Origin of the sequence: Streptomyces sp. CBMA123 (genome assembly GCF_014596465.1) — a bacterium.
Taxonomy (GTDB): Bacteria; Actinomycetota; Actinomycetes; order Streptomycetales; family Streptomycetaceae; genus Kitasatospora.
Genome location: NZ_MECK01000001.1, coordinates 200,134 through 220,689, shown reverse-complemented (window position 1 = coordinate 220,689; position 20,556 = coordinate 200,134). Strand labels below are relative to the sequence as shown.

At 67.6% G+C, this 20,556-nt stretch carries 15 protein-coding genes; 7 read left to right on the top strand and 8 right to left on the bottom strand.

Features of this window, described 5'->3' with window-relative positions; all coding sequences use genetic code 11:
• Nucleotides 1-39: 39 nt before the first annotated feature.
• The 4 genes from BG452_RS01035 to BG452_RS01020 form a co-directional block, all read right to left on the bottom strand.
• Nucleotides 40-1,428 (bottom strand): glutamine synthetase family protein, encoded by a 1,389-nt coding sequence (locus BG452_RS01035; protein WP_188302165.1) that lies wholly within the window; start codon nucleotides 1,426-1,428, stop codon nucleotides 40-42.
• Nucleotides 1,429-1,511: 83 nt separating this feature from the next.
• Nucleotides 1,512-3,011, bottom strand: coding sequence for an amino acid permease (locus tag BG452_RS01030; protein ID WP_188302164.1), 1,500 nt, complete (start codon nucleotides 3,009-3,011; stop codon nucleotides 1,512-1,514).
• Nucleotides 3,012-3,066: 55 nt separating this feature from the next.
• A complete protein-coding gene (locus tag BG452_RS01025) occupies nucleotides 3,067-3,975 on the bottom strand; it encodes a hypothetical protein (RefSeq protein WP_188302163.1) in 909 nt (302 codons plus the stop codon).
• A 762-nt stretch (nucleotides 3,976-4,737) separates the two neighbouring features.
• Nucleotides 4,738-5,649, bottom strand: coding sequence for an SAM-dependent methyltransferase (locus BG452_RS01020; protein ID WP_223241564.1), 912 nt, complete (start codon nucleotides 5,647-5,649; stop codon nucleotides 4,738-4,740).
• A gap of 374 nt (nucleotides 5,650-6,023) precedes the next feature.
• Between BG452_RS01020 and BG452_RS01015 the strand changes: the two genes are divergently transcribed.
• Nucleotides 6,024-7,364, top strand: a complete 1,341-nt coding sequence (locus BG452_RS01015) for a helix-turn-helix domain-containing protein (RefSeq protein WP_188302162.1) — start codon at nucleotides 6,024-6,026, stop codon at nucleotides 7,362-7,364.
• Here the strand turns inward: BG452_RS01015 and BG452_RS01010 are convergent.
• The 3 genes from BG452_RS01010 to BG452_RS01000 form a co-directional block, all read right to left on the bottom strand.
• Entirely contained in the window at nucleotides 7,339-9,138 is a 1,800-nt protein-coding gene (locus BG452_RS01010) for a prolyl oligopeptidase family serine peptidase (protein WP_188302161.1), read from the bottom strand. The genes BG452_RS01015 and BG452_RS01010 overlap by 26 nt on opposite strands.
• Before the next feature lie 141 nt (nucleotides 9,139-9,279).
• Complete coding sequence (locus BG452_RS01005; RefSeq protein ID WP_188302160.1) at nucleotides 9,280-10,164, bottom strand: phosphotransferase enzyme family protein; 885 nt, start codon at nucleotides 10,162-10,164, stop codon at nucleotides 9,280-9,282.
• Complete coding sequence (locus tag BG452_RS01000) at nucleotides 10,161-11,546, bottom strand: helix-turn-helix domain-containing protein (RefSeq protein ID WP_188302159.1); 1,386 nt, start codon at nucleotides 11,544-11,546, stop codon at nucleotides 10,161-10,163. Before BG452_RS01000 ends, BG452_RS01005 begins: the two co-directional genes overlap by 4 nt.
• Before the next feature lie 488 nt (nucleotides 11,547-12,034).
• Here BG452_RS01000 and BG452_RS00995 point away from each other — a divergent pair, with 488 nt between their 5' ends.
• The 6 genes from BG452_RS00995 to BG452_RS00970 are packed head-to-tail and all read left to right on the top strand — an operon-like array spanning nucleotide 12,035 to nucleotide 18,785.
• Nucleotides 12,035-12,889 (top strand): glycosyltransferase family A protein, encoded by an 855-nt coding sequence (locus BG452_RS00995; protein WP_223241563.1) that lies wholly within the window; start codon nucleotides 12,035-12,037, stop codon nucleotides 12,887-12,889.
• Nucleotides 12,889-15,987: a pyridoxal-dependent decarboxylase gene (locus BG452_RS00990; protein ID WP_188302158.1), complete on the top strand. Its 3,099-nt coding sequence runs from the start codon at nucleotides 12,889-12,891 to the stop codon at nucleotides 15,985-15,987. The genes BG452_RS00995 and BG452_RS00990 overlap by 1 nt, the downstream gene beginning before the upstream one ends.
• Nucleotides 15,984-16,553, top strand: coding sequence for a nucleotidyltransferase domain-containing protein (locus BG452_RS00985; protein WP_188302157.1), 570 nt, complete (start codon nucleotides 15,984-15,986; stop codon nucleotides 16,551-16,553). Before BG452_RS00990 ends, BG452_RS00985 begins: the two co-directional genes overlap by 4 nt.
• Nucleotides 16,529-17,392: a histidinol-phosphatase HisJ family protein gene (locus BG452_RS00980; RefSeq protein WP_317620845.1), complete on the top strand. Its 864-nt coding sequence runs from the start codon at nucleotides 16,529-16,531 to the stop codon at nucleotides 17,390-17,392. Before BG452_RS00985 ends, BG452_RS00980 begins: the two co-directional genes overlap by 25 nt.
• Before the next feature lie 32 nt (nucleotides 17,393-17,424).
• A complete protein-coding gene (locus BG452_RS00975; RefSeq protein ID WP_188302156.1) occupies nucleotides 17,425-18,177 on the top strand; it encodes a sulfotransferase family protein in 753 nt (250 codons plus the stop codon).
• Nucleotides 18,174-18,785 (top strand): hypothetical protein, encoded by a 612-nt coding sequence (locus BG452_RS00970; RefSeq protein ID WP_188302155.1) that lies wholly within the window; start codon nucleotides 18,174-18,176, stop codon nucleotides 18,783-18,785. The genes BG452_RS00975 and BG452_RS00970 overlap by 4 nt, the downstream gene beginning before the upstream one ends.
• Before the next feature lie 17 nt (nucleotides 18,786-18,802).
• Here BG452_RS00970 and argS read toward each other — a convergent pair whose 3' ends face one another.
• Entirely contained in the window at nucleotides 18,803-20,527 is a 1,725-nt protein-coding gene (gene argS / locus BG452_RS00965) for an arginine--tRNA ligase (protein WP_188302154.1), read from the bottom strand.
• Nucleotides 20,528-20,556: the final 29 nt, after the last annotated feature.

The window sequence follows — 20,556 nt, the reverse complement described above, 5'->3', positions numbered from 1 at the left end:
CGCGGGCCCGGGGGTGTGGCGCCGCGACCGGCCCGGGGCTCAGGACTGGGCGAACCCGCGTGCCAGCTCCGCGTCGGTGACGCGGGCGGCGTGGTGGTCGACCTCCAGCCATGCCAGTGTGGCCAGATGGGCGACAACCCGCTCGCCCAGCAACTCCCTGGACACGCGACCGGCCTCGAACTTCTCGATGGCATCCCAGGGGTGACGGGAAACCACCCGCAGATCCTCGTCCCAGTTGGCGTCGCCGGTGATGGGCTCGTCGGGCTTGAGGCCGTTGGTGATGCCGTGGCGGACCGCGGCGACGGCGGCGGCCAGGGCGAGGTAGGGGTTGGCGTCCGCGCCGGGCAGGCGGACCTCCAGGTGAAGGCCGCGCCCGTGGCCGACCACCCGCACTGCGGCCGAGCGGTTGTCCCATCCCCACACGAGCTTCGACGGCGCAAATGGCCCCCGCAGGCGCTTGTAGCTGTTCACGTACGGCGCCCACATCGGACCGGTCTGGTGCAGCACATCCAGCAGCCCGGCAACCGCGTGCTCGCCCACCGCCGACAGAGCGCCCGCGTCCTGGTCGGAGACCAGCAGGGGCCGGTCGCCGTCCCACAGCGACAGGTGCAGATGCATCCCGGAACCCACCCCATCCGCCGGGGCCGCCATGAACGTCGCAGCTAGCTGCTGCTGCTCCGCAACCGCCTTGGCCGCGTGCTTGAACAGCACGTGCTGCTCGCAGGCATCCCGGGCCGGGCCGTAAGGGAATGTCACCTCGATCTGGCCGGGCGCGCCTTCCAGTTTGACCGCCTCGACGGGCAGTTCGGCTCCGGCCAGGGCCTGGCGCAGCAACCGGGAGTAGTTGGCCGCTGGCCTCGGCCGGTCGAGGGCGTAGTCGCGATTGTCCCAGGTCACCGGACGCAGCCCGCGCCAGCCAGCTGCCGCTGCGTCGGTGCCGGTGCTTGCGTAGAGGACGAACTCGGTCTCGATGCCGACCCGCACCTCGTAGCCCAGGCCCTGGAGCTGGTCGAGCTGCTCGTCGAGGATGGTGGCAGGGGAGAGCGGGTGCGGCCGACCGCCATCCAGAGGCCGGGCAAGCACGATGGCGCTGTTCGGTTCCCACGGGAGGACGCGGGCGTGGTCGAAGTCGGGCTGCACTGCGACATCCCCGAAACCGCCCTCCCAGGAGAACTCGCCACCCCGTAGGGGCGTCATGTCCAGATCCGTGCCGAGCACGTATCCGCACATCTCCGGAGTGACCGGCCCGGAGCCCAACCGCTGCAGCAATGTGCGGGCGTCGTACTCCTTGCCCTTGAATCGTCCCTGCGGATCGATGACGGCCAGCAGCACGGTGTCGATCCCGAGCCTGTCCACCAGCTGGTGCAGCGGCCCGACCGGCGAGGTCAGCGTCGAATTGCCGCTCGCGTCGGAGCGCGCCGCCCGCATCACTGACCTCGTACCATCCGCGCTCTGGCCTTGGCCGCGTGCGGCTCCTCGGCCACCGTCCGGTCGGGCTGTTCGGCGGCTGGTCACACGACCTCCTCAGTCAGCGCGACCAGCTCGGTCGACTGTTGGACCGGCGGTGAGTACGAGCGCCCGGCCTTGAGCCACCACCCCCAGGCCAGCAGCAGCACCACCGCCAAGGCCACGGGCGCGTAGTTGAAGGTGTCGACCGTCACCGGCGAGGACTGCGGCAAGCACACCAACACGCTCACCACGGCCACCCAGCCCACCGCGATCGAGCCGATCGCCGGGCCCCGGCGGCCCAGGCTCCACGGCCCCGCCTTGAACCGGCGGCCCTTGCGCAGCCGGAGGTAGATCGGCACCGCGTACGCTGGCGTCATCCCCACCACATTGACGGCGGTCACCGCGCCATACGCGGTCGCGCTGTACAGCGACGGCAGTGCGAGCACCAGCGCAGCCCCGAGCGACAGCCACACCCCGGCGACCGGCGTCCCAGTGCGCTCCGACACCCGGCACCAGAGTCCGGATCCGGGGAGCGCGCCGTCCCGGGAGAACGCGAAGACCATCCTTGACGCCGCCGCCGTCTCCGCGTTGCCGCAGAACAACTGCGCCACGATCACCACCACCAAGAGCACCTTCGCCCCGGTCGTCCCGAGCGCGTCGATGAAGATCTGCGCCGGCGGCACGCCAGTGGGCGAGTTGAGGACGCCGTCATAGTCCTGGATGGCGAACAGCATGCCGGCCAGCAGGACGGCGCCGGCGATCCAGCTCACCCAGATCGAGCGGACGATTCCGCGGGGCGCCGACACCGATGCCCTGGTGGTCTCCTCGCTCATGTGCGCGCTGGCGTCGTAGCCCGAGAAGGTGTACTGGGCCAGCAGCAAACCGACCGCGCTCACGTAGATCGGGTTGCTCCAGCCGCTGTTGTTGACGAAGTGTCCGACCACCCAGCTGAGGTCCCGGTGCTGGGTGGGCACGATCGCGAGCGCCCCGACGATCAGCACGACACCACCGATGTGCCACCACACCGAGACGCCGTTGAGCAACGACACCAGCCGCACGCCGCGCAGGTTCAGCACCGCGTGGAGCAGCAGGATCGCAACGAAGATCCCGAACAGGCCGCCCGGCGTTGGCGAGTATCCGAACTGCATGTTGAGGAACGCGCCGACGAACTGCGACGCGCCGTAGTCGATGCCGCAGATGCCGCCCACCAGTCCGAGGAGGTTGAGCCAGCCGGTCATCCAGCCCCACCGGGGGCCGCCCAGCTGGTGGGCCATGAAGTAGAGCGCACCGGACGTCGGATAGGCCGAGGTCACCTCGGCGAGCGCCAGGCCGACGAACATGACCAGGCCCCCGACGCCGATCCAGCCCCAAAAGATCACCGCCGGCCCGCCCGTGTTCAGACCGAACGCGAGCATCGTCATACAGCCGGACAGGATGCTGATGACGGAGAAGGAGCTGGCGAAGTTGCCGAACTCACCCATTCTCCGCCGTAGCTTGGGCTGGTAGCCGAGCTGGCGGAGCCGTTCCTCGTCGGTCGGTGGTGCTGCCTGGGCGGGGGACATCGGGACAACCTCCGTGCGGGAAGAAGACGGATGATGGAAAGGGGACGGCCGAGAATCAGGCCAAAGCGGTCGCGCGGCCAGCGAGGGCCTGTTCCCGGGCGATGAGCAGCAGAGCCTCCGCCTTCTCCGGCGAGTCGGCGACATGGGTCCACGGCGCCTTGGACGCGAACTGACCGAGTGCGCTGAACACTTCGACGGCGGCGGCCATCTGGGCCGATGCCCACAACGCGTGGGCGAGGTAGCTGAGATCGACGACCGGCCACGCTCCCGGCTCCGCCACGGACCAGCCCTCGTACGCGCGCTGAGCACGGGAGAAGTGAGGCTCCCGGAGCCACTGCCGGAGCACGACCGCGTTGCGCCTCGGCTCGTTGCGGTAGTAGTCGACCGACAAGTACAGCGGCAGGGCGGAGAGCGGTGATCCGGCCGGAGCCATCGACATGACGACGTTCACGAAGTCGGCCGCCGCCGGCCGGTAGACCTGGTGCCAGTAGCGGAGCATGCGGTGGTGGGCCTCTCGGTTGCCTGGATCGCGCCTGAGGGCCTCATCGAGCAGCCCCCATGGTCCGGGCGGAAGCATCGGGTCCGACGAGCGCTGCTGGTGTTCGGGCCGCTGCCTGGCGCGGTCCAGCGCGGCCAGGGCGATCAAGCACACCCACGGCACAGGGTCCGAGCGCACTGCCTGAGCGGCGGCCTGGCACGACTCGCGGGCTTCCTGCTCCAAGCGCTCGGCCTCCGGCGAGCCGGCCTCGGCTGCGGCCAGGGCATGCTCGACCATCACCCGTGTCCGCACGATGGCGAGCCCCGGATCGTCGGGGTCCTCGCGGGCCCAGTCGGTGAGCACAGTCGACCGGGCCGCGACCAGTGCCAGCACCTGCGTCCGAGAAGTCCGTAGGCCAGCGTTCTGCGCCGTGGCGGCCAGCAGCCGCTGCGTCGACAGCCAGCGCCCGGCCCGCAGGTCATCCACCGCAGTCCGGAGCGCACTGTCGAACCCAGCGGGGTGGTACAACGGCCGAGCCGGAGACACGGCGATCACGGATCACCCTTTCAGTCATAGACATGCCATACATGGAGGGCCAGGCCCCACGGTTGATCAAGCGGGACGTCCATCGGCTCCTGTCTGGGATGGATGAACACTCCACGACCGACCGCAGCACCTCGTCGAGACCAGCGGGATGGAACACCACCCGCGCGGTACCCGCTGCCTCACAGGCGCGCATCTCGCCCACCTCCAGCCGCCGGACGCCTCTGCGGGCCGGCTTGGACACAGCAGGGGGCACGACCGTCAGCGGTTTGCCCACTCCCGCACCCGGCACTCCACGCCGGCACCTCACCGCGGGCGGCTGCCATCACGGCCGACACAAGATCCGTGACCAACTCGTCCACCCGCCGGCGCTCCGCAGCCAAGGCCGTAGCCGACTGCAGCACCAGGTGCTGAAGCGAGCCCGGCTCCGCTCCGGCCGCCAACGCCACCAGGTACTGAGCCAGCTCGGCGCCCGCCGCGGGCGGCAGCGCGGTCGCCGCGACCAATGCCTTCTCCAACTCCAAGGCCCTGCGGCGTGCCACCGTCGCGATCCACTGCGAGTAGGCCGCCACGAGCAGCGCGACCAGCGAGCAGGCGACCATGCCGCCCACGGCTGCGCTTTCTGCATGAGATGCCATCAGATCCTCGCTGAGGTGGCAGGAATGGAGGATGAACTGCCGGTCGGCCAGCTGGGTAGCCCTCCGATCAGGACTTGCGGCAGAGGACGCCATAGCAGGAGACCGCGGCGTCGGTCAGCGCCGGGTCGACCGGGCCGTCTGGCCGCCACCGGGAGACCACCTGCAGTCCCGGCGGCATGATCTGCAGGCCGGCGGTGATGGCCTCGATCTCGGATCGGGACCGGGCCTGGGCTGGGATGTGGGCCTTGCGGTAGAGGGCCACGACGTTCTCCCAGGCGCCGGGGTCGAAGTCGCCGGTGACGTGGGACAGCATCACGCAGCTGCCGTGCGGAAGGGCCTCCACCAGCTCGGCGACCAGGCCGCGCGGATCGTCCGAATCCTCGATGAAGTGCAGGACCGCTATCAGCATCAGAGCGATGGGCCGTTGGAAGTCCAGCACTGCGCGGGCACCGGCGAGAATCTGCTGCGGGTCGCGAAGATCGGCCTTGAGAACCGCGGTCCGCCCCTCCGGCTGGCTGGTGAGCAGGGCGCGTGCGTGGGCCAGCACCATCGGGTCGTTGTCGACGTAGACGACACGGGAGGCCGGGTCCTCGGCCTGGGCAATCTCGTGGGTGTTGGGGCTGGTGGGGATCCCGGTGCCAATGTCCAGGAATTGGCTGATCCCCAGTCGTGCGAGATGCCGGACCGCGCGCTCCAGGAAGCGCCGGTTCTCGCGGGCCGTGGTCGGCAGCGTGGGTGCCACCTTCAGCAGCGCATCAGCCGCTGCCCGATCGGCCGCGAAATTGTCCTTGCCGTTGAGGTAGTAGTCGTACAGCCGGGCCGGGCGCGGCCGGTCGGCCAGCAGATCACCGGACGGCGCACCAGAGGAGTAGGACTCGGGATCGCCGCCGACGGCTGTAGAGATCATCTGGGTCGGAAACGTGCCGACGCCGAGCGGCGCGCTGTCCGACTCCGGGCGGTGGTCCTGGGTCGTGGTCATGTCTCCTCAGTCGGTCAAGGCTCAAGCGCGCATCGCGCATTGTTAGTTGGTGCCCGCTCGGTACGGAGGGGGATGCCGTATCGAGCGGGCGGTCGGGAGTCCGGGCGCGCGGGCCCGGTCGGGGGCACGTCTGGGGCGTCTCCGTGCGCCGGCGCCGGACGGGCAGCGATTCCAGATTGGCTGGCCGATTACCGGAGTACGAGTGGCTGGATGCGGACATGATGGGTGTCCGCATCCGAGCTGCGGGAACTCGTCGTCCGTCCACATGACCAGCTGACGCCGGATCGCCTACACAAATGGCAGTGAGTGGAACAGAATGTGACGACACGTCGTGGAGCCGGGTCGTGGGTGAGTAGGGAAGCAGCGGGGGTGTGATGGCCGCCAAGGCACGGGAGCTTGTCTCGGCTGGCTCGGCGCTGGCCAAACTCGGGGCAACGCTGCGCGAACTTCGGACCGCCAGAGGGTTAAGTCAAGCCAAGTTGGGCGCCGCAGTCCATAGCAGTGCCGATTTGGTCCGCCGGGTCGAGGCGAGCGAGCGGTTCCCATCGCGTCAGTTCATCGCGGCCTGCGATCAGGCCCTTGAGGCCGGTGGTGCGCTCGTTGACCTCTGGCCGGCAGCCGAGGAAGAGCGTCGTCGCACGCCATCACTCGGCTCTGCGCGCAAGAGCGAGCCGTCTGCCAGATTCGACCCGAAGGCATCTGAGCTGGTGGTCGCGGAGTGGGTCGCAGCGGACCCGGGACAGGCTGCGGCCAATGAAGGCAGCCGACTCTGGGTTACCGAGGACGATGTTGAAGTGGCGGGCGGGATGCTCGCGATGTTTCGGCAGTTGGATCACGCCCACGGCGCAGGGCAATTCGCAACCCAACTCCGCACCTACGTCGACACGGAGCTGAGCTCGCTGCTCTCCCGCTCCGCGGCAAGCGCTGACGTCGATCGCTCGCGGGCCCGGATCGCAGCGGGCTTCCTCGAACTGGCCGGCTACCAGGCGGTGGACGCTGGGCGGCCAGGGTGGGCGCAGACGTACTACAAGCAGGCGCTGGGCCTCACCCACGGAGTGGCTGACGACGCCTACGGCGCCTACCTTGTTGCGGTCAACCTCGGGCATCTGGCGCTGCACTGCGATCACCCTCAGGTCGCGCTCCGCTGGGCCCAGGCGGCAAGCGTGAGGGCAGGGACCTCCGCGAGCGCAGCCACCCGGGCCGCGATCGCCGCCGTCGGCGCGCGCGCTCACGCTCGGCTGGGTGACGAGCGCGAGGCGACAGCCATGCTCCTTCAGGCCGAGAAGCTGCTAGACACCTCGACGTCCGGCAACGAGCCACCGTGGATCGCGTACTTCACCCGGGCCTACCTTGCGGACGAGATGGCACACTGCTTCCACGACCTCGGCAGGGCCCCGCAGGCCCGCGCCCAGGTAGCTGACGCACTGCTCGGAGTTGGGCGTGATCGCGTACGCCGTCGTGCCATTGACGCGACCCTGATGGCCTCAACCTGGCTTCGGTCAGGCGACATCGAACAAGCCTGCACCGTAGGTTTCGAAGCCGTCGGGTACGCCGCGCGCACCTCCTCTGGACGCTGTGTCGACCGCGTTGCCCGTTTGCTTACCGACCTCGCGCCGTATGCAGAGCAGCGGGCGGTCGCGGACCTCGACGAGTTCGTTCGCCAGGTTCTGCCAGCCGCGGCCAAACGTGCTACGGCAACACCCCTACCGGCGTGATCCTCTGGAAGAAGCGCAGCTCTGCTTCCAGTACGGCTCGGCGGCTTTCCGGCACCGACAGGTAGTGGTCACCCCCCTCAAGGAAGAGCGTCTCGTGATCGGCACCACGTGCTTGCAGCTCGGCGGCAAGACGCCGGGCGTCGGCCACTGTGGCGATGTCGTCGCTGGTTCCGTGGACCAGCAGCACCGGGACACGGATGGCCTCGGCGCGCACCGCACCCACCGGCCCGGCGAGGACTGCGGCGTGCGGTCGCTGGAACCGGGGTGCTGTGATTGTCCAGCGCTTCGGGTCGATGATTGCGGATGCGGCTGTGGCACCGGTGAACGGGCCGGTCAGACAGGCGGCTTGGAGCGCGGTGTATCCGCCCGCACTGGCCCCGCTGATGAACACCGCGCCCCGGAGGGCTGTGCCGTCGGCCAGGAGCTGCTGTGCGACGGCCGCGCAGTCTTCGACATCGAACTCCCCCCAGTGACCGTGGAGGGCTTGCCGGAACTGGCGCCCCTGCCCCGTGCTACCTCGGTAGGCGACGTCGGCAACGGCGAAACCGCGAGCAACGAAGTACTGCACGGTCCAGTCGAGGCGCATCGGCACATCGTCGGTTGGTCCCGGGTGCGCGCGGACGAGCAGCGGCACAGGCCCGTTCATGGGTGGACGGTGCAGCAGGTAGCGGATGGTGGTACTGCTGGAGCGTACTTCGCGGATGATCGGAGCCGCGCAGGAGTACTGCGGCTGCTCGTGCATGGGGGTTGGAAAATTCCAGCGCCAGGCGGGAATCGGGCTGGCAAGGTCGAAGACCCGAATCGACGGGGTACTGGTCGGTGTGGAGGCAATCAGCGCTACCTGTTGGCCGAGCACCGCGACGTAGGGCTTCACCGAGGTCACATCAGCTTCCTGTTCGCGGCAGTGGCCGTCCCCGCCTACGGTGATCAGGCGTGTGCAGAACCCGTCGGAGACCGTGAGCACGATCTCGCCTCCCGGCAGGAAACCGAACGACTGGTATCCGCCTTCCCACGGCGCTGGCGCGCAGTCGGCATCCATGGGAGCTACCGCGTGGACACGCAGGCCGTCCCAGCGGTACAGATTCCACCATCCTGTGCGATCGGAGAGGAAGTACAGCATTCCGTCTGGCCCCCATGCTGGCTGGACCACGGATTCTTCTTCCCCGCCGGCAACAAGCTTGGGCGAGGGCGCCGGCCCGTGCTCCGGAAGGTCTGTCACCTGGAGCCGGGTGGAGTCCCACGGCATCCGGTCGCCGTCCCACTCGAGGTAGGCGAGTAGGCCGCTGCGGCAGCGCGCCGCTGCGAGGAACCCCGATGAACTCACCAGCACCCGCATGCTCTGGCCGTCGGTGCCGACCTTGACGATCTCGTCGCCGTGGTCGTTCCCCCGTACGGCCAGCAGGTTGCCGTCCGCGAGGTGCAGGTCGCCGTAGAGGAAGCGGTCATCCGCCGGGACGATCGGGCGGGGAGCGCCGACATCGGCCAGTTCGTAGATCTTGCTGTCCTCAGCGCTGATGATCCACTGGCGGTCAGTGGTGACGGCGTACGCCCCGCCGCCGTACGCGTGCAGCCAGCCTCCCAGGGACAGTTCCGGCGGAGTCTGCGGATGGGCCTTCTCCTGCGGCCTCGCGCGCATCAGGCGGCGAGTTCCCCCTAGGTCAGGGTCCGACTGGATCCACCACAGTTCGCCGTCCGCAGAGGTGAGTTCGTCGTATGTCGTGTGCTTGCGGGCCACCCATTCGGCGTCGAGTGGTTCGTTGTTCTTGCCGGTCATCCGATCCTCTCGACCCTGGAGGGGTGTTATCGATCACCGACGGTACCGGGCGTGCCGGCCTTCCTGCTCTGCACGGTCCACCGCTTGCCACAGCGCCTTCTCAACCGCACCCGGCACCTGCTCGGTCGGAAACTCGTGCCGCTACTCGACGGCTGCCCATCCCCACGGCCGCGAGCCGTGGTCGCCTTGGAGACAGGCCAGTCGGTAGTGGGCTTGGTCGCGGTAACGCTCGGGGTCGCGTGCCGCCGCTTGGAGAGCGAAGCAGGTCACTCGAAGTTCACGGATGTCGCGGAGGACGGGGTAGCCCGCCCAGGCGGTCACGTCTGTGCCGTAGGAATCGCAGAACGCCGCGTACTGGTCGTCCGACACGGTGCCGAATGTGCCGTGACCGACGGCCGTAGAGGTGAGGTCCCACTCGGGCGGGCCGAGAGAGGAACGCTCAAAGTCCAGGAGATACGAGGTGGTTGCTGTGACAGCAACATTGCCGCCCCAGGCATCGCCGTGGATGACGCTCTCGGGACTACCTATAGGCAGGTCGGCCCACGCGCTCCGGAGACTGACGAGGCGGGCCCAGAGCCATCGCCGCTGTTCATCATCAAGGGTCGTCGCCTCACCAATCCGGGCGGCGAGGCGGACGAACGGGTCCAGCCGTCCCAGGTGGAAGGCAGGGACAGGGAGCTGGTGGAGGCGCCGAAGGAGCGGGGCCATGTCAGCTGCGGTGCCGGCCCGGTGAACCGGCAGCTCATGCCAGAAGGTGACCGGGTGGCCGTAGACCTCGACAGGATCCGCCAAGTCCTCGAGCGGCCGCACTGCAGGGACCTCGCAGTCGTGCAGCCAGCGGGCGACCGCGAGCTCACGGACCGCGGCGGCCCACTGACCGGGGCGAGCGATGCGAGCTACGACCTGTTGCGGAAGCCTCCACAAGGCGTTCTCGCCGATGCGCAGAGGCTCGGCCCCGTCAGCAGCGAGTCCGGCTTCTGCGCACGCCTTGAGCAGCACAGCATGGGAAAGATCCACTGTGGTCATGCCGTCACCATCGAACTGATCTGCTCTCGCAGGTCCCGGGCGTCCGGAAGCTCGGGATGGCGTTGCGTGAGACCTCGGAGCTCATCCAGTTCGTGCTTGGCTCGCAGCGAGCGGAGCTGAGCTGCTTCGGCAAGCGCGATACGACCATCGGCAACAGCCTCGGCCGGGTCACCGGTGGCCATCCGGAGAGAGGCCAACTTCGTACGGGAGAAGGTCCGGGACCGCGCGTAGTCGGCAGTGTGGGTGTCGACGGCGGTCTGCAGGCGCATAAGCGCCGAGCGCGGGGGATGGCCTAGGAGGGCAAGGTCGAACAGGGCGTGTCCTGTGTCGCCGTGGTGCTGGGCGCTGTCGTAATAGGCCATCCAGGGCCCCTCGTTGGCCGGCACCATCCCGGCAAAGGAATCGTCAGACTCTCCGACCGCGGCGAGTGCCTGCTGCGTCTTGCCCATCTTGGCGAGTGCCCGGGCACGGGCGTTGTGGAGCATCGAGCGCTCAGCAGGGGAGAGACGGTCCGCGCGAATGAGCCCGAGCTCGGCGAGGGTGAGTCCGGTATCGGGGTCACCGCGCCACGTGGCGTGCCGCGAGCGCAGGTTGTAGGAGACGGCACGCGATGGCCAGTTGTCTGCTTCCTCGGCACACAGGGTGGCGAAGACGAAGTAGCGCTGCGCGTCCTCATGGGCGAACGCGTCAAATGCCGAGGAGCCGACAGCGGCGGCCAGGCCGCTAACGGCCGTGAACAGGCCGCCCCTGAGTGGAGACGGGCAGTCGGCGCTCAGGAGGTTTGCGGCCCACTGGACTTGGGCGCGTGCGGTGTCTCGGACGACACCAGCGCCACCGTAGAGGTTGTCCCAGCTGCGCAAGGTGGTGGCCGCGGTGTTGATCTGGTCGATATCAGCGGAGCGAACTGTCGCCGGTACCGCGGTGGCCGAGCTGGCGTTCGCAAGAGGGAGTAGTGCGCCGGTGGCAGCGCTTGCTGCGGCGAGGAAGTTGCGTCGGAGCATGGTGCTGAACTCGTTCCAGTCGGAGGTAGACCGGGGCTCCTCCAGAGTGCCCCCCAACCAGGCTCCGAGGGGAGTGCTCGCGTTCCAGATCGGAGAGTTGTCCACATCCCGGGCGCGGTTGTCCACATCAGCTTGAGCCGGCTCCAAGAGCCGAGCGATAGCGCCCCCGGTTTCCAGGGCCGTGTCCATGTCCGCGGCATATCGCGCCTTGCAGGTGCGTTGGCCCTTCTCTAACTTGCTGACCAGGTCACCGCTGATGTGCACCAGGGCGCCAAGTTGATCCTGGCTCAGTCCTCGCAAGACCCGCCAGTGCCTGATCTCGGCCCCCAGCCGTTCACGGGCAGAGCGTGATGGTTGAAGATCCTTCGGTCGCTGCGGCATCAGATCCCCCCTCAGCGAGCTGATGTGGACAACATGGCTCCCGCTTGTCGGCGCGACCCCGCGAGATCACCCAACGGGCAGATCGTTTCACACTGTTGCGCGCTCAGTACACAACGCGATCAGGCTCGTCGCGTGGCTGCTTCGGTGCGCGAACTCGACGTACATCGCTCAGAGTCTCGGGCCGTGACTTCGGCGACCGAGACCGTATTAGGTCGCATCCATACGGACAGACTCCGTGTCCGCATACGCGGTCTGGCATCTGACTCTCCGTAGATCCACCCTTGACGGACGGATTGCCGCGGGAGACGCACGACCGCCGATGGTTACGGAACGTCCGCAGGTGTCTGCGGAACGTCCCGGAACGCGGTCGCCATCCGTTCGGCGGCGGCCAGCATCGCTGGACCATGAGAGAGGAGAGCTCCACGGACGATCTCACCGCATTCTCAGCCATACGCAAGGAAAACCCTATAGCCAGTAGGAGAGACCTCGTGGCCCACATCTCCGCCCATCCAGCTTCGTCCGCCGGCGCTTTGGCACCCACGGATCCGACGTTCCGGATCGTGTTCCTCTTCCACAGCAACCTGGACCTGCTGGAGACGACGCTGCCGCGCTGCCTTGAAGCGCTCACCGACTCGACCAAGGAGTCGTTCGAGGTCATGCTGCACTGCGACGGTACTTCTCCCGAGGTTGCTTCCAAACTCCCGGCGCTTTTGGCTGGCTGGGGTGTTGACGAACTGAGGGTTCGCCGGCGCCATCGATTTGTCGCCTCGGGTGATGGCTCAAACAACGGGCACCGCCAACTCTTCGCCCTCCGCTCGCCCTACCTGATCGTGATCGAGGACGACGTGGTGATGTATCGCACCGATCCGTCCTTCGACGTGCTGGCAGCCTGCCGACGACTCTTCGAGAGCTGTCCCGACGTACCAGCTTTGAGCAAGGTTGACGACTACCACCAATGGTCCTGGGCGTTGAAGGACGAAGGCGCCGAGATTGAGCCGGGTGTGCGCTCAGTGAACCGGCTGTCGACCCACTTCATCGCCTACGACGTCCAACGCTTCACCGCGGTGGCGGCCCGGCTCGGTGGGTTCGACCTCGATGTGTTCATCGACAGGGATGACCTCAGCTACAACTGGGAAGATCTCGTGTCACACGTCGGGACCACCGGCGGACGCCGGATCGCCTTCCCTGAGGGCTGGCCGCTGAAGGTCTTCCACTGCGACCGCAAGGTGGTCGCCGGCTCGATGTACCACACCCAGGACCCGCGGCTGAAGGCCCAGATCCTCGCCGAGCTGGAGCAGCAGTTCCGGGCTCAGCCCTCATCGGATACGAGGGTGACCGCGTGATGCCCACGACCCCGCGCGCCCTCGAAACGGCCGACCACGAGCAGAGGGTGACGAGTTGGTTCGAGCTGGTTGCGCAGAGCGGCTCGCTGTCGGAGCGATTCCGACGCCGGTACGCCATCGTGCTCGCTCAGCTTGAGTCTCGGGCCGCAGCAGACGATGTTCTGGCGGCGCGAGCTGTTGCGGAGAGGAACCCTCACGGGGCGGCAGTGATCCTCGTCCACGGGCTCCAGCCACAGCTCCAGCCGAGCGCTTCGTCTGACAAGCCGACAGTCGAAGGTATCGGGCCGGCTGCACGGACGGTACGGGATCTACTCGCCACGGTCTCGGACTTCGGGTCATTCATGGCCTCTCAGCCGCCACTGGCGCAGACTGCCGTCCCGATCCATCCGTCGCGCCGAGCGCGCCTGGTCCAGTCGGCGGACAGGAGCTCCGGCGGGCTGGTGGCGTTGGTCTGGTCGGCCGAATCCGTTGAGGCTCGGCTGCGCAACGAGGAGCGCATTGGGGAGCTGTTGAGGCAGTTCACGTCGCCCTCTGGCCTCCGGTTCGAGGTCCAGGGCGACTACGCCTTGGTGCGAGTCGATCCCTCGTCCGACCCGTGGGCCTTCACGCCGAACCTCGGGCAGACCCTGGAGGACCTGCTGCGCTCGGACGCCCTCGGTTCTGCTGTACGAGGGCGTGTCGTGGTGTCGCTGCGGGCGATGCGCAAGGCGATGCTCACCGCGGGCGTGATCTGGCAGGGCTTCGCGCCGCGCAACATGTTCCTGCGCGGCGAGGTGATCGTGCTCATCGACTTCGAGGAGGTCGTGGATGCAGCGGTCGATCCGGTGCGGGCAGCCGAGTGCCTGCTGTGGCACCGGATCTTCTTCGCCGATTGCCTCGATCCTGTCGAGGCAGAAGAGCTGTTCGCTGGGGACGAGGGTGGCGCGCCGCTGATAGAGGACGGTCACCCGCTGGCCGCGGACTCCTTCGAGCGTGCACTGCTCAACGTCCAGACAATCTCCTGGCAGCAGAGGAGGGATCTGCTGTGGCAAAGTCTCCGGCTGGAGGGGCGCCACGCTCGCCCCGAAAAGGTTCGAGACCGCGGACTGCTCCATGGGCACGAACTGGGCCATTTCTGGGGCGACTTCCTTCCGGCTGCTCAAGAGGCGCGTCTGTTCTCGCACCTGGCGTCGGTCAGTGATCCGGCCATGCTCGTTGCGTGCCTGGAGGTGTTCGAAGCCGCGATGGAGGCGGACATCTGCCGGGCCATCACGGTCAACTGCCGCGGTGAGGCCGACGGAGCACCTCTGCGCACCGAGGCGGTGATCGACGCCCTGGACGCGGTCGAGGTTGGTGACCTTGCTGCCGAGCGGTCCCGCATCGTGCATTGGTACGACCGGCTCGTGACGGACCCCGCGCAGCTAGTGGACGAGCTGCTTCTTGCCGTTGGTACTGCGGTCGGCGGGGTGGATCGTTCGGTGCTGGACATGTACCTGGTGGGCGGAAGTGCTAGCCGTGCCAGCCATGAGGCAGACCTCACCTCCGCAGTCCGCGTCGGGTTGGACTTTCTGCACGGCTCCGGGTCGGAGACTCCCTTCTTACGCCATGCCGATCCGACTGCGTTGCAGAAGACCATCGCCGGCCCGCTCCCCGAGGCCGGATCCTGCTTCGACCACGTTCTAGCCGAGATCGAGGAGGTGATCGCCCGTCACTCCATCCGGCAAGGACACCCTCGCTACCTGGCATTCCCGGACTCGGGGAACGCGCTGGCAGCGCTGGCCGGCAGCATCCTCAGCCCGCTGCTCAACCAGAACCTGATCGCGGTCGACCGCAGCGCCCCGTCCGCCACGTTCGTGGAGGTTCAGGTCATCGAGTGGCTGCGGGCATTGGTCGGCTACGAGGACTCTCCGCTGACCGAGCTGCGCGGGGTGAAGGACGTGGGCGGGCTGTGGACGACAGGCGGCCACTTGTCCAATCACGTTGCCATGCTGGCGGCGCTAGGCCGGGCCTATCCCCAAGTTCGCAAGCTGGGACTGCGGGCGCTCGACACCCAACCTTCCGTGGTGATGGCCGGCCCTATCGCCCACTACTCGCACAGCGATGCTGCCTTCCACCTGGGGCTGGGTTGGGACTCCGTGCTGTCGGTGGGCACCGAGCGGGGTTTCACCACCGATCCGGCTGCGGTGGACCGCCTTCTGGCGGACCCACCGGCAGGTCGTACTCCTTTCATGGTCGTGGGGGTGGCCGGGAACTGCCGCACGACCGGCTTGGACGACCTCGAGGCGCTGGGGGAGGTCTGCCGTCGACACGGGGTCTGGTTTCACGTGGACGCCTGCCACGGCGGCAGCCTGATCTTCAGCGAACGGCTCCGCAGCCAGCACCTGGCCGGGATCGAACTCGCGGACTCCGTGTCCCTGGACCCGCACAAGGGCCTATTCACCCCTTACCCGTCCTCGTATGTCCTCTTCCGAGACCGGGCGGTGCTCACCCAGTTCAGCCGTCATGAGGCCGCCGTCATGGCTGACGACTGCTGGGACCTCGGGCTCATCACTCCGTTCCTCGGCTCCCGCGGCTTCCAGAGCCTGGCCACCTGGATGCTGCTACGCCACGTCGGCACCCGCACGCTCGGCGCGATGGTGGAGTCCCGGCAGGCGATCGTCCGCTATCTGGAACGCCGAGTCGACGACAGCGGGCTGTTCGTCCGGCTCAACGATGTGGACTTCTACCGGCTGGCCTTCGTGTTCTGCCCGCCAGCCTTCCGTAGGGCGATGGCGGAGCTTGACCCTGCTGGCCGGCTGCGGGCGGCCAAGGTGATCAGCTCGTATACCTCGCGGCTGAACACTGCGCTGTACCAGTCAGGTGAGGTCTGCTTCGACGAGCACACTCTCGGGGACCTCGACGACCGGATCGGAGCGGGGGCCGGCACCAGCTACACGATCATGGCGGCCTGCCCGGGCAACCCGCTGGTCACCCGCGAAGACTTGGACGCTGCCATGAAGAAGTTGGTCTCCGAAGCGCTCGCGCTGGTGGAACCGATGCTCGCTGAGCTTCGCGGCAACCTGCCGCAGCAGACGCGTCGGCGAGCTGGCGGGCCGGCGGGATGGAGCGACGTCGAGTGAGCAGCGAACTCGTCTCCCAGGTCTCCCGGTTCCTCGAGCAGTATGCCCCTGGTCTGGTGGCCGCGTTCGTGTATGGCTCGGTGGCCACCGGGCACGCTGGGCCTGGGAGCGACATCGACTGCTTTGTCATGCTGGACAACTTGCCGGACCCGGGTACCCGAGAGCAGCTGCGAGTCGGCTTCGGCAGGCTGCAGACGGCGCTGGGCTACACCCCCGATCTGACCTATCCGATCGAGGTGTTCAGCGTGGAGCAGTGCCTGGCAGCGCTGTCGAGCGCAACAACGCACCGTGCACTCGGCCAGGCATGCTCGCAGGCGGCGCTCTGCGAGGACCTGGCCGAGACGGACGCGGTGGAAGTGCTTCGGGCGCTGCTTGGCACCCGCCTGACCGTACGCTCAGCCCCGCAGCTGGACGATCTGACCCGGTTGGCGCAGGAGCTCTTGGCTGAGGCAAGCGGCCATACCGTACTGGCCCCCGACCACGATGTGCTGCGGGCCCTCGGCGTTCGCAGTGATTCACCCACCAGTGAGAGGACCACGAAGTGGACAGTAACGAGCAGCAGATAGTCCCGGACCGTCGGCTACTGCCGGCGGACAATCACGTGCATACCGAATGGTCCTGGGACGCCTCCACAGCCGTGATGGAGCAGGCGTGCGAGCGGGCGCTGGCGATCGGCTTACCTGCGATTGCCTTCACCGACCACGCCGACTTCACCGCGTGGGCCTTCCCAGGCCAGCAGGCCGAGACACCGGTGGTGCGAGTGATCGACACTCACGCCCGCAGCGGCCTGCTGGATGTCGACGGGTACTGGGAATGCCTGGAGCACTGCCGTGCCCGCTTCCCCGACCTGAAGATCCTGGCCGGAGTCGAACTGGGTGAGCCCCACTTGTTCGCGGCCGAGACCAGCTCGCTGGTCCAACGGCGGGACTTCCAAAGGGTTCTCGGCTCGTTGCACTCCCTGGAGGTGGACGGGCAACTGCACTACGCCCCGACCGTGTTCACTGCGGACACGGCGATGGAGACCATGCGCACGTATCTCGCTGAGACCCTGCGCATGGTGGAGAGCAGCAGCATCTTCGGAATCCTGGCCCACATCGACTACCCCATGCGGGCCTGGCCGAAGACAGCGAAGCCCTTCGACTCGGCGGACTACCAAGAGGAGTACCGGGCTGTCCTTCGTGCCTTGGCCAGCTCCGGCCGGGCGCTAGAGGTCAATACCGGGGGCCCGTGGCCGGCGGACAATGTGCTCCGCTGGTGGCGTGAGGAAGGCGGGGAGGCGGTGTCGTTCGGGAGCGACTCCCACGAGCCGTCCACGGTCGGGAAGAACTTCGCCCTCGCCGCGGCGATGGTGGAGAGCGTCGGGTTCCGTCCTGGCAAGCACCCCATCGACTTCTGGCGCCGGTGATCCCTGTGCATGAACCACGAGGAGATGACGCCATGTCTGTCGCACTCTCACGCAGCCGTCTTGTCGCGTCGCCGGTCTTCATCCTCAGCTCGATCCGCTCCGGTTCGACGCTGCTGCGGTGCATCCTGGACACGCATAGCCGGATCAGGGCTCCGCACGAGCTGCACTTGGCCGATCTGGAGGTCAAACTCACAAGCAAGTACGTCGAGTTGGCCATGGGGGTATCCGGCCTGCCCCAGGAGGAGATCGAGCATCTGCTGTGGGACAGGCTGCTGCACCGGGAGCTCGCTCTGAGCGGGAAGGAGATCGTCGTCGATAAGACACCGGGCAACTTGCTGCTGTGGCGCAGGCTGTCCGATTGCTGGCCCGATGCGCGCTTCATCTTCCTCCTCCGTCACCCGCTGCATATCCTCCAGTCCGCGATCGCGGGGCGTCCCGACAAGGACCTTGACGACTCGGTGTACCTGGTGACCACGTATCTGCGGGAGTTGGACAAGGCCCGGCAGGAGCTGCCTGGCCTGACGGTTCGCTACGAGGACCTCACCGCCGCGCCGGAACGGGTAACGCGAGAGGTGTGCGCGCATCTGGGGGTGGCCTGGGAGGCGGGCATGCTGGACTACGGGGCCGCGGATCACGGGCCGATGCTGTGGGGCATCGGGGATTTCACCGAGAACATCAAGACTGGATCGGTGCAACCGAGCCGCGATCTGCCAGCCGATTCCGAGGTCCCCGAGTACCTGCGTGAGGCGTGCGCGGCTTTGGGCTACGGCCCAGCCACCGCGTGAACCTCGCCGAGGACGGCGACGCCTGTCGGCTTCTTCAGCGGCAGGCGTCCCGGCAGGAGGCAGCTCGGCAGGTGCTCGATGTGCTCCAGCCCCTTAAGCGGTGGCAGCGATTCGGGGAGCCGAGATTGTGCGGGGCGGCTGCGTACGGGCTGCTGGTCGTCCCGGACATCGACATCGAAATCTACGGCGACCTTCGCGTCGAATCCGGCTTTGCTCTGCTCGCCGCTTGGGCCAAGGACCCTGCCGTGCGAAGAGCACTGTTCATCAACGCTGTTGGCGAGGCGGACGCGGGGCTCGGCTGGGAACTCCGATATCACCACCAGGGGGTGCCATGGACTGTACAGATGTGGTTGCTGGCCGGCGACTACGACGGCCCCAGATCCGCCGATCTTGTCGGGCCGATGCGTTCGGCCTTGGACGATGTGACGCGGGCCGCCATCCTGCGCCTCAAGGAGGCACTGGTGGAGCGGGGCGCGGCCTACCGGTCGATCGACGTCTACCGTGCGGTGCTCGACCACGGGGTGGAAAGCGTCGAGGAGTACGACCGGTGGTGCCGGTCGTACTCCTCGACGGGGTTGATCAACTGGCGGCCTGCCCCATCGCGCTAGTCGGTGGGGCAGCTGCGTCACATCTGGTTGGGGGCGTCGATCCCGAGCAGTTCGAGGCCGAGCGCCAGGGTCCGTGCGGTGAGGTCGCACAGAGCCAGTCGGCTCTGCCGGACATCTCCTTCGGCGCGGAGCACGTGGCACTTCTCGTAGAAGGACGTGAAGGCGCTGGCCAATCCGTAGAGGTAGTGCGCGAGCCGGTGGAACTCCAGGTTCTCAGCGACCTCGGAGATCAGAGTGCCGAAGCCAAGCAGCTCCAGTGCCAGGGCACGCTCGGCCGGCTCCGCGATGACCAGCGTGTCAATGGTACGGGTGGGCTCTACCCCGGCGCGCCGGAAGATCGAGCAGATCCGGGCCCGGGCGTACTGCAGGTAGGGAGCGGTGTTGCCCTCGAACGAGAGCATCCGGTCGTAGTCGAAGACGTAGTCCTTGAGACGGTCGGTCGACAGATCGGAGTACTTGACCGCGCCGATCCCCACAGCCCGCGCAACGGCGGCACGGGTCTCCTCGTCCAGCTCTGGGTTCTTCTCCGCGATGACGGCAGAGGCCCGGATGATCGCCTCCTCCAGGAGGTCGACGAGCTTGACGGAGACGCCGGCACGGGTGCGCAGCATCTTGCCGTCACTGCCGAGGATCGAGCCGTGGCCGATGTGCTCGGCACGGGCCGGCGGGGCGAGCCAGCCGGCATCGCGGGCGGTCTCGTAGACCATCTCGAGGTGCTGGTGCTGGGGCAGGCCAACGACGTAGAGCAGCCGGGTGGCGTGCAGATTCCTCAGACGGTGCCGGATGGTAGCGAGGTCTGTGGCCCCGTAGCCGAACCCGCCGTCGCCCTTCTGGACGATGATCGGCAGCGGGTCACCGTTGCGGTTGAGGTAGTCGCCGGGGAAGACGCACTTGGCGCCTTCACTGTCACGGAGCAGCCCCAGCTCGTCCAGCTCGTCCAGAACCGACTGGAGCTGGTCGTTGTAATAGCTCTCCCCGAAGAAGTCATCCTCGTTCAGGCGCACACCCAAGGTGCTGTAGACGGTGAGGAAGTACTTCTTCGACTCGTCGACCAGGGTGCGCCACAGGCGCAGCGTGGTCTCGTCCCCACCCTGCAGAAGAACCACGCGCTTGCGGGCCCGGTCCTTGAAAGCCTCGTCGGCGTCGAACTTCGCGCGAGCGGCCCGGTAGAAGCCGTTGAGGTCACCTACGGACAGCTCGTGGGCGGCCTCGGACTCGCCGATGTCCAGGAGGTGTTCGACGAGCATGCCGAACGGCGTGCCCCATTCTCCGATGTGGTTCTGACGGATCACCGTGTGACCCTGCCATTCGAGCAGGCGCACGGCGGCGTCACCGATGATCGTCGAGCGGAGGTGCCCGACGTGCATCTCCTTGGCGGCGTTCGGGGCCGAGTAGTCGATGGTGATCGTCTCGGGGCCCTCGACCTGCGGAACGCCCAGCCGGTCGTCATTGAGCGTGTCGGCCAGCATCTGGCCGAGGACGTCGTCGGAGATGGTCAGGTTGATGAAACCCGGCCCGGAGATCTCCACGGACGAGCACAGGTCGTCGAGCTTGGCCTTTGCGACCACCTGAGCGGCGATCTCGCGCGGGTTACCGCCGATCTGGCGGACGAGGGGCAGAGCGGCGTCGGACTGGAAGTGCGCGTGCTGGGATCGTCGGACGAGGGGGTCCACGGAAGTTCCCGCCACTGCCTCGAACGCCGATTTGAGCCGCTGACGCAGCAGCTCTTCCAGGTTAGCCATTTCAAAAATCTAGCCGAGCCGAAAGAGAC

Excerpts from the sequence above, each read along its gene's own strand:
- BG452_RS01010 (WP_188302161.1), bottom strand. The coding sequence starts at position 9,138 with ATGACCGGCAAGAACAACGAACCACTCGACGCCGAATGGGTGGCCCGC.
- BG452_RS01005 (WP_188302160.1), bottom strand. The coding sequence starts at position 10,164 with ATGACCACAGTGGATCTTTCCCATGCTGTGCTGCTCAAGGCGTGCGCA.
- BG452_RS01030 (WP_188302164.1), bottom strand. The coding sequence starts at position 3,011 with ATGTCCCCCGCCCAGGCAGCACCACCGACCGACGAGGAACGGCTCCGC.
- BG452_RS01000 (WP_188302159.1), bottom strand. The coding sequence starts at position 11,546 with ATGCCGCAGCGACCGAAGGATCTTCAACCATCACGCTCTGCCCGTGAA.
- BG452_RS01020 (WP_223241564.1), bottom strand. The coding sequence starts at position 5,649 with ATGACCACGACCCAGGACCACCGCCCGGAGTCGGACAGCGCGCCGCTC.
- BG452_RS01015 (WP_188302162.1), top strand. The coding sequence starts at position 6,024 with ATGGCCGCCAAGGCACGGGAGCTTGTCTCGGCTGGCTCGGCGCTGGCC.
- BG452_RS00990 (WP_188302158.1), top strand. The coding sequence starts at position 12,889 with ATGCCCACGACCCCGCGCGCCCTCGAAACGGCCGACCACGAGCAGAGG.
- BG452_RS00975 (WP_188302156.1), top strand. The coding sequence starts at position 17,425 with ATGTCTGTCGCACTCTCACGCAGCCGTCTTGTCGCGTCGCCGGTCTTC.
- BG452_RS01035 (WP_188302165.1), bottom strand. The coding sequence starts at position 1,428 with ATGCGGGCGGCGCGCTCCGACGCGAGCGGCAATTCGACGCTGACCTCG.
- argS (WP_188302154.1), bottom strand. The coding sequence starts at position 20,527 with ATGGCTAACCTGGAAGAGCTGCTGCGTCAGCGGCTCAAATCGGCGTTC.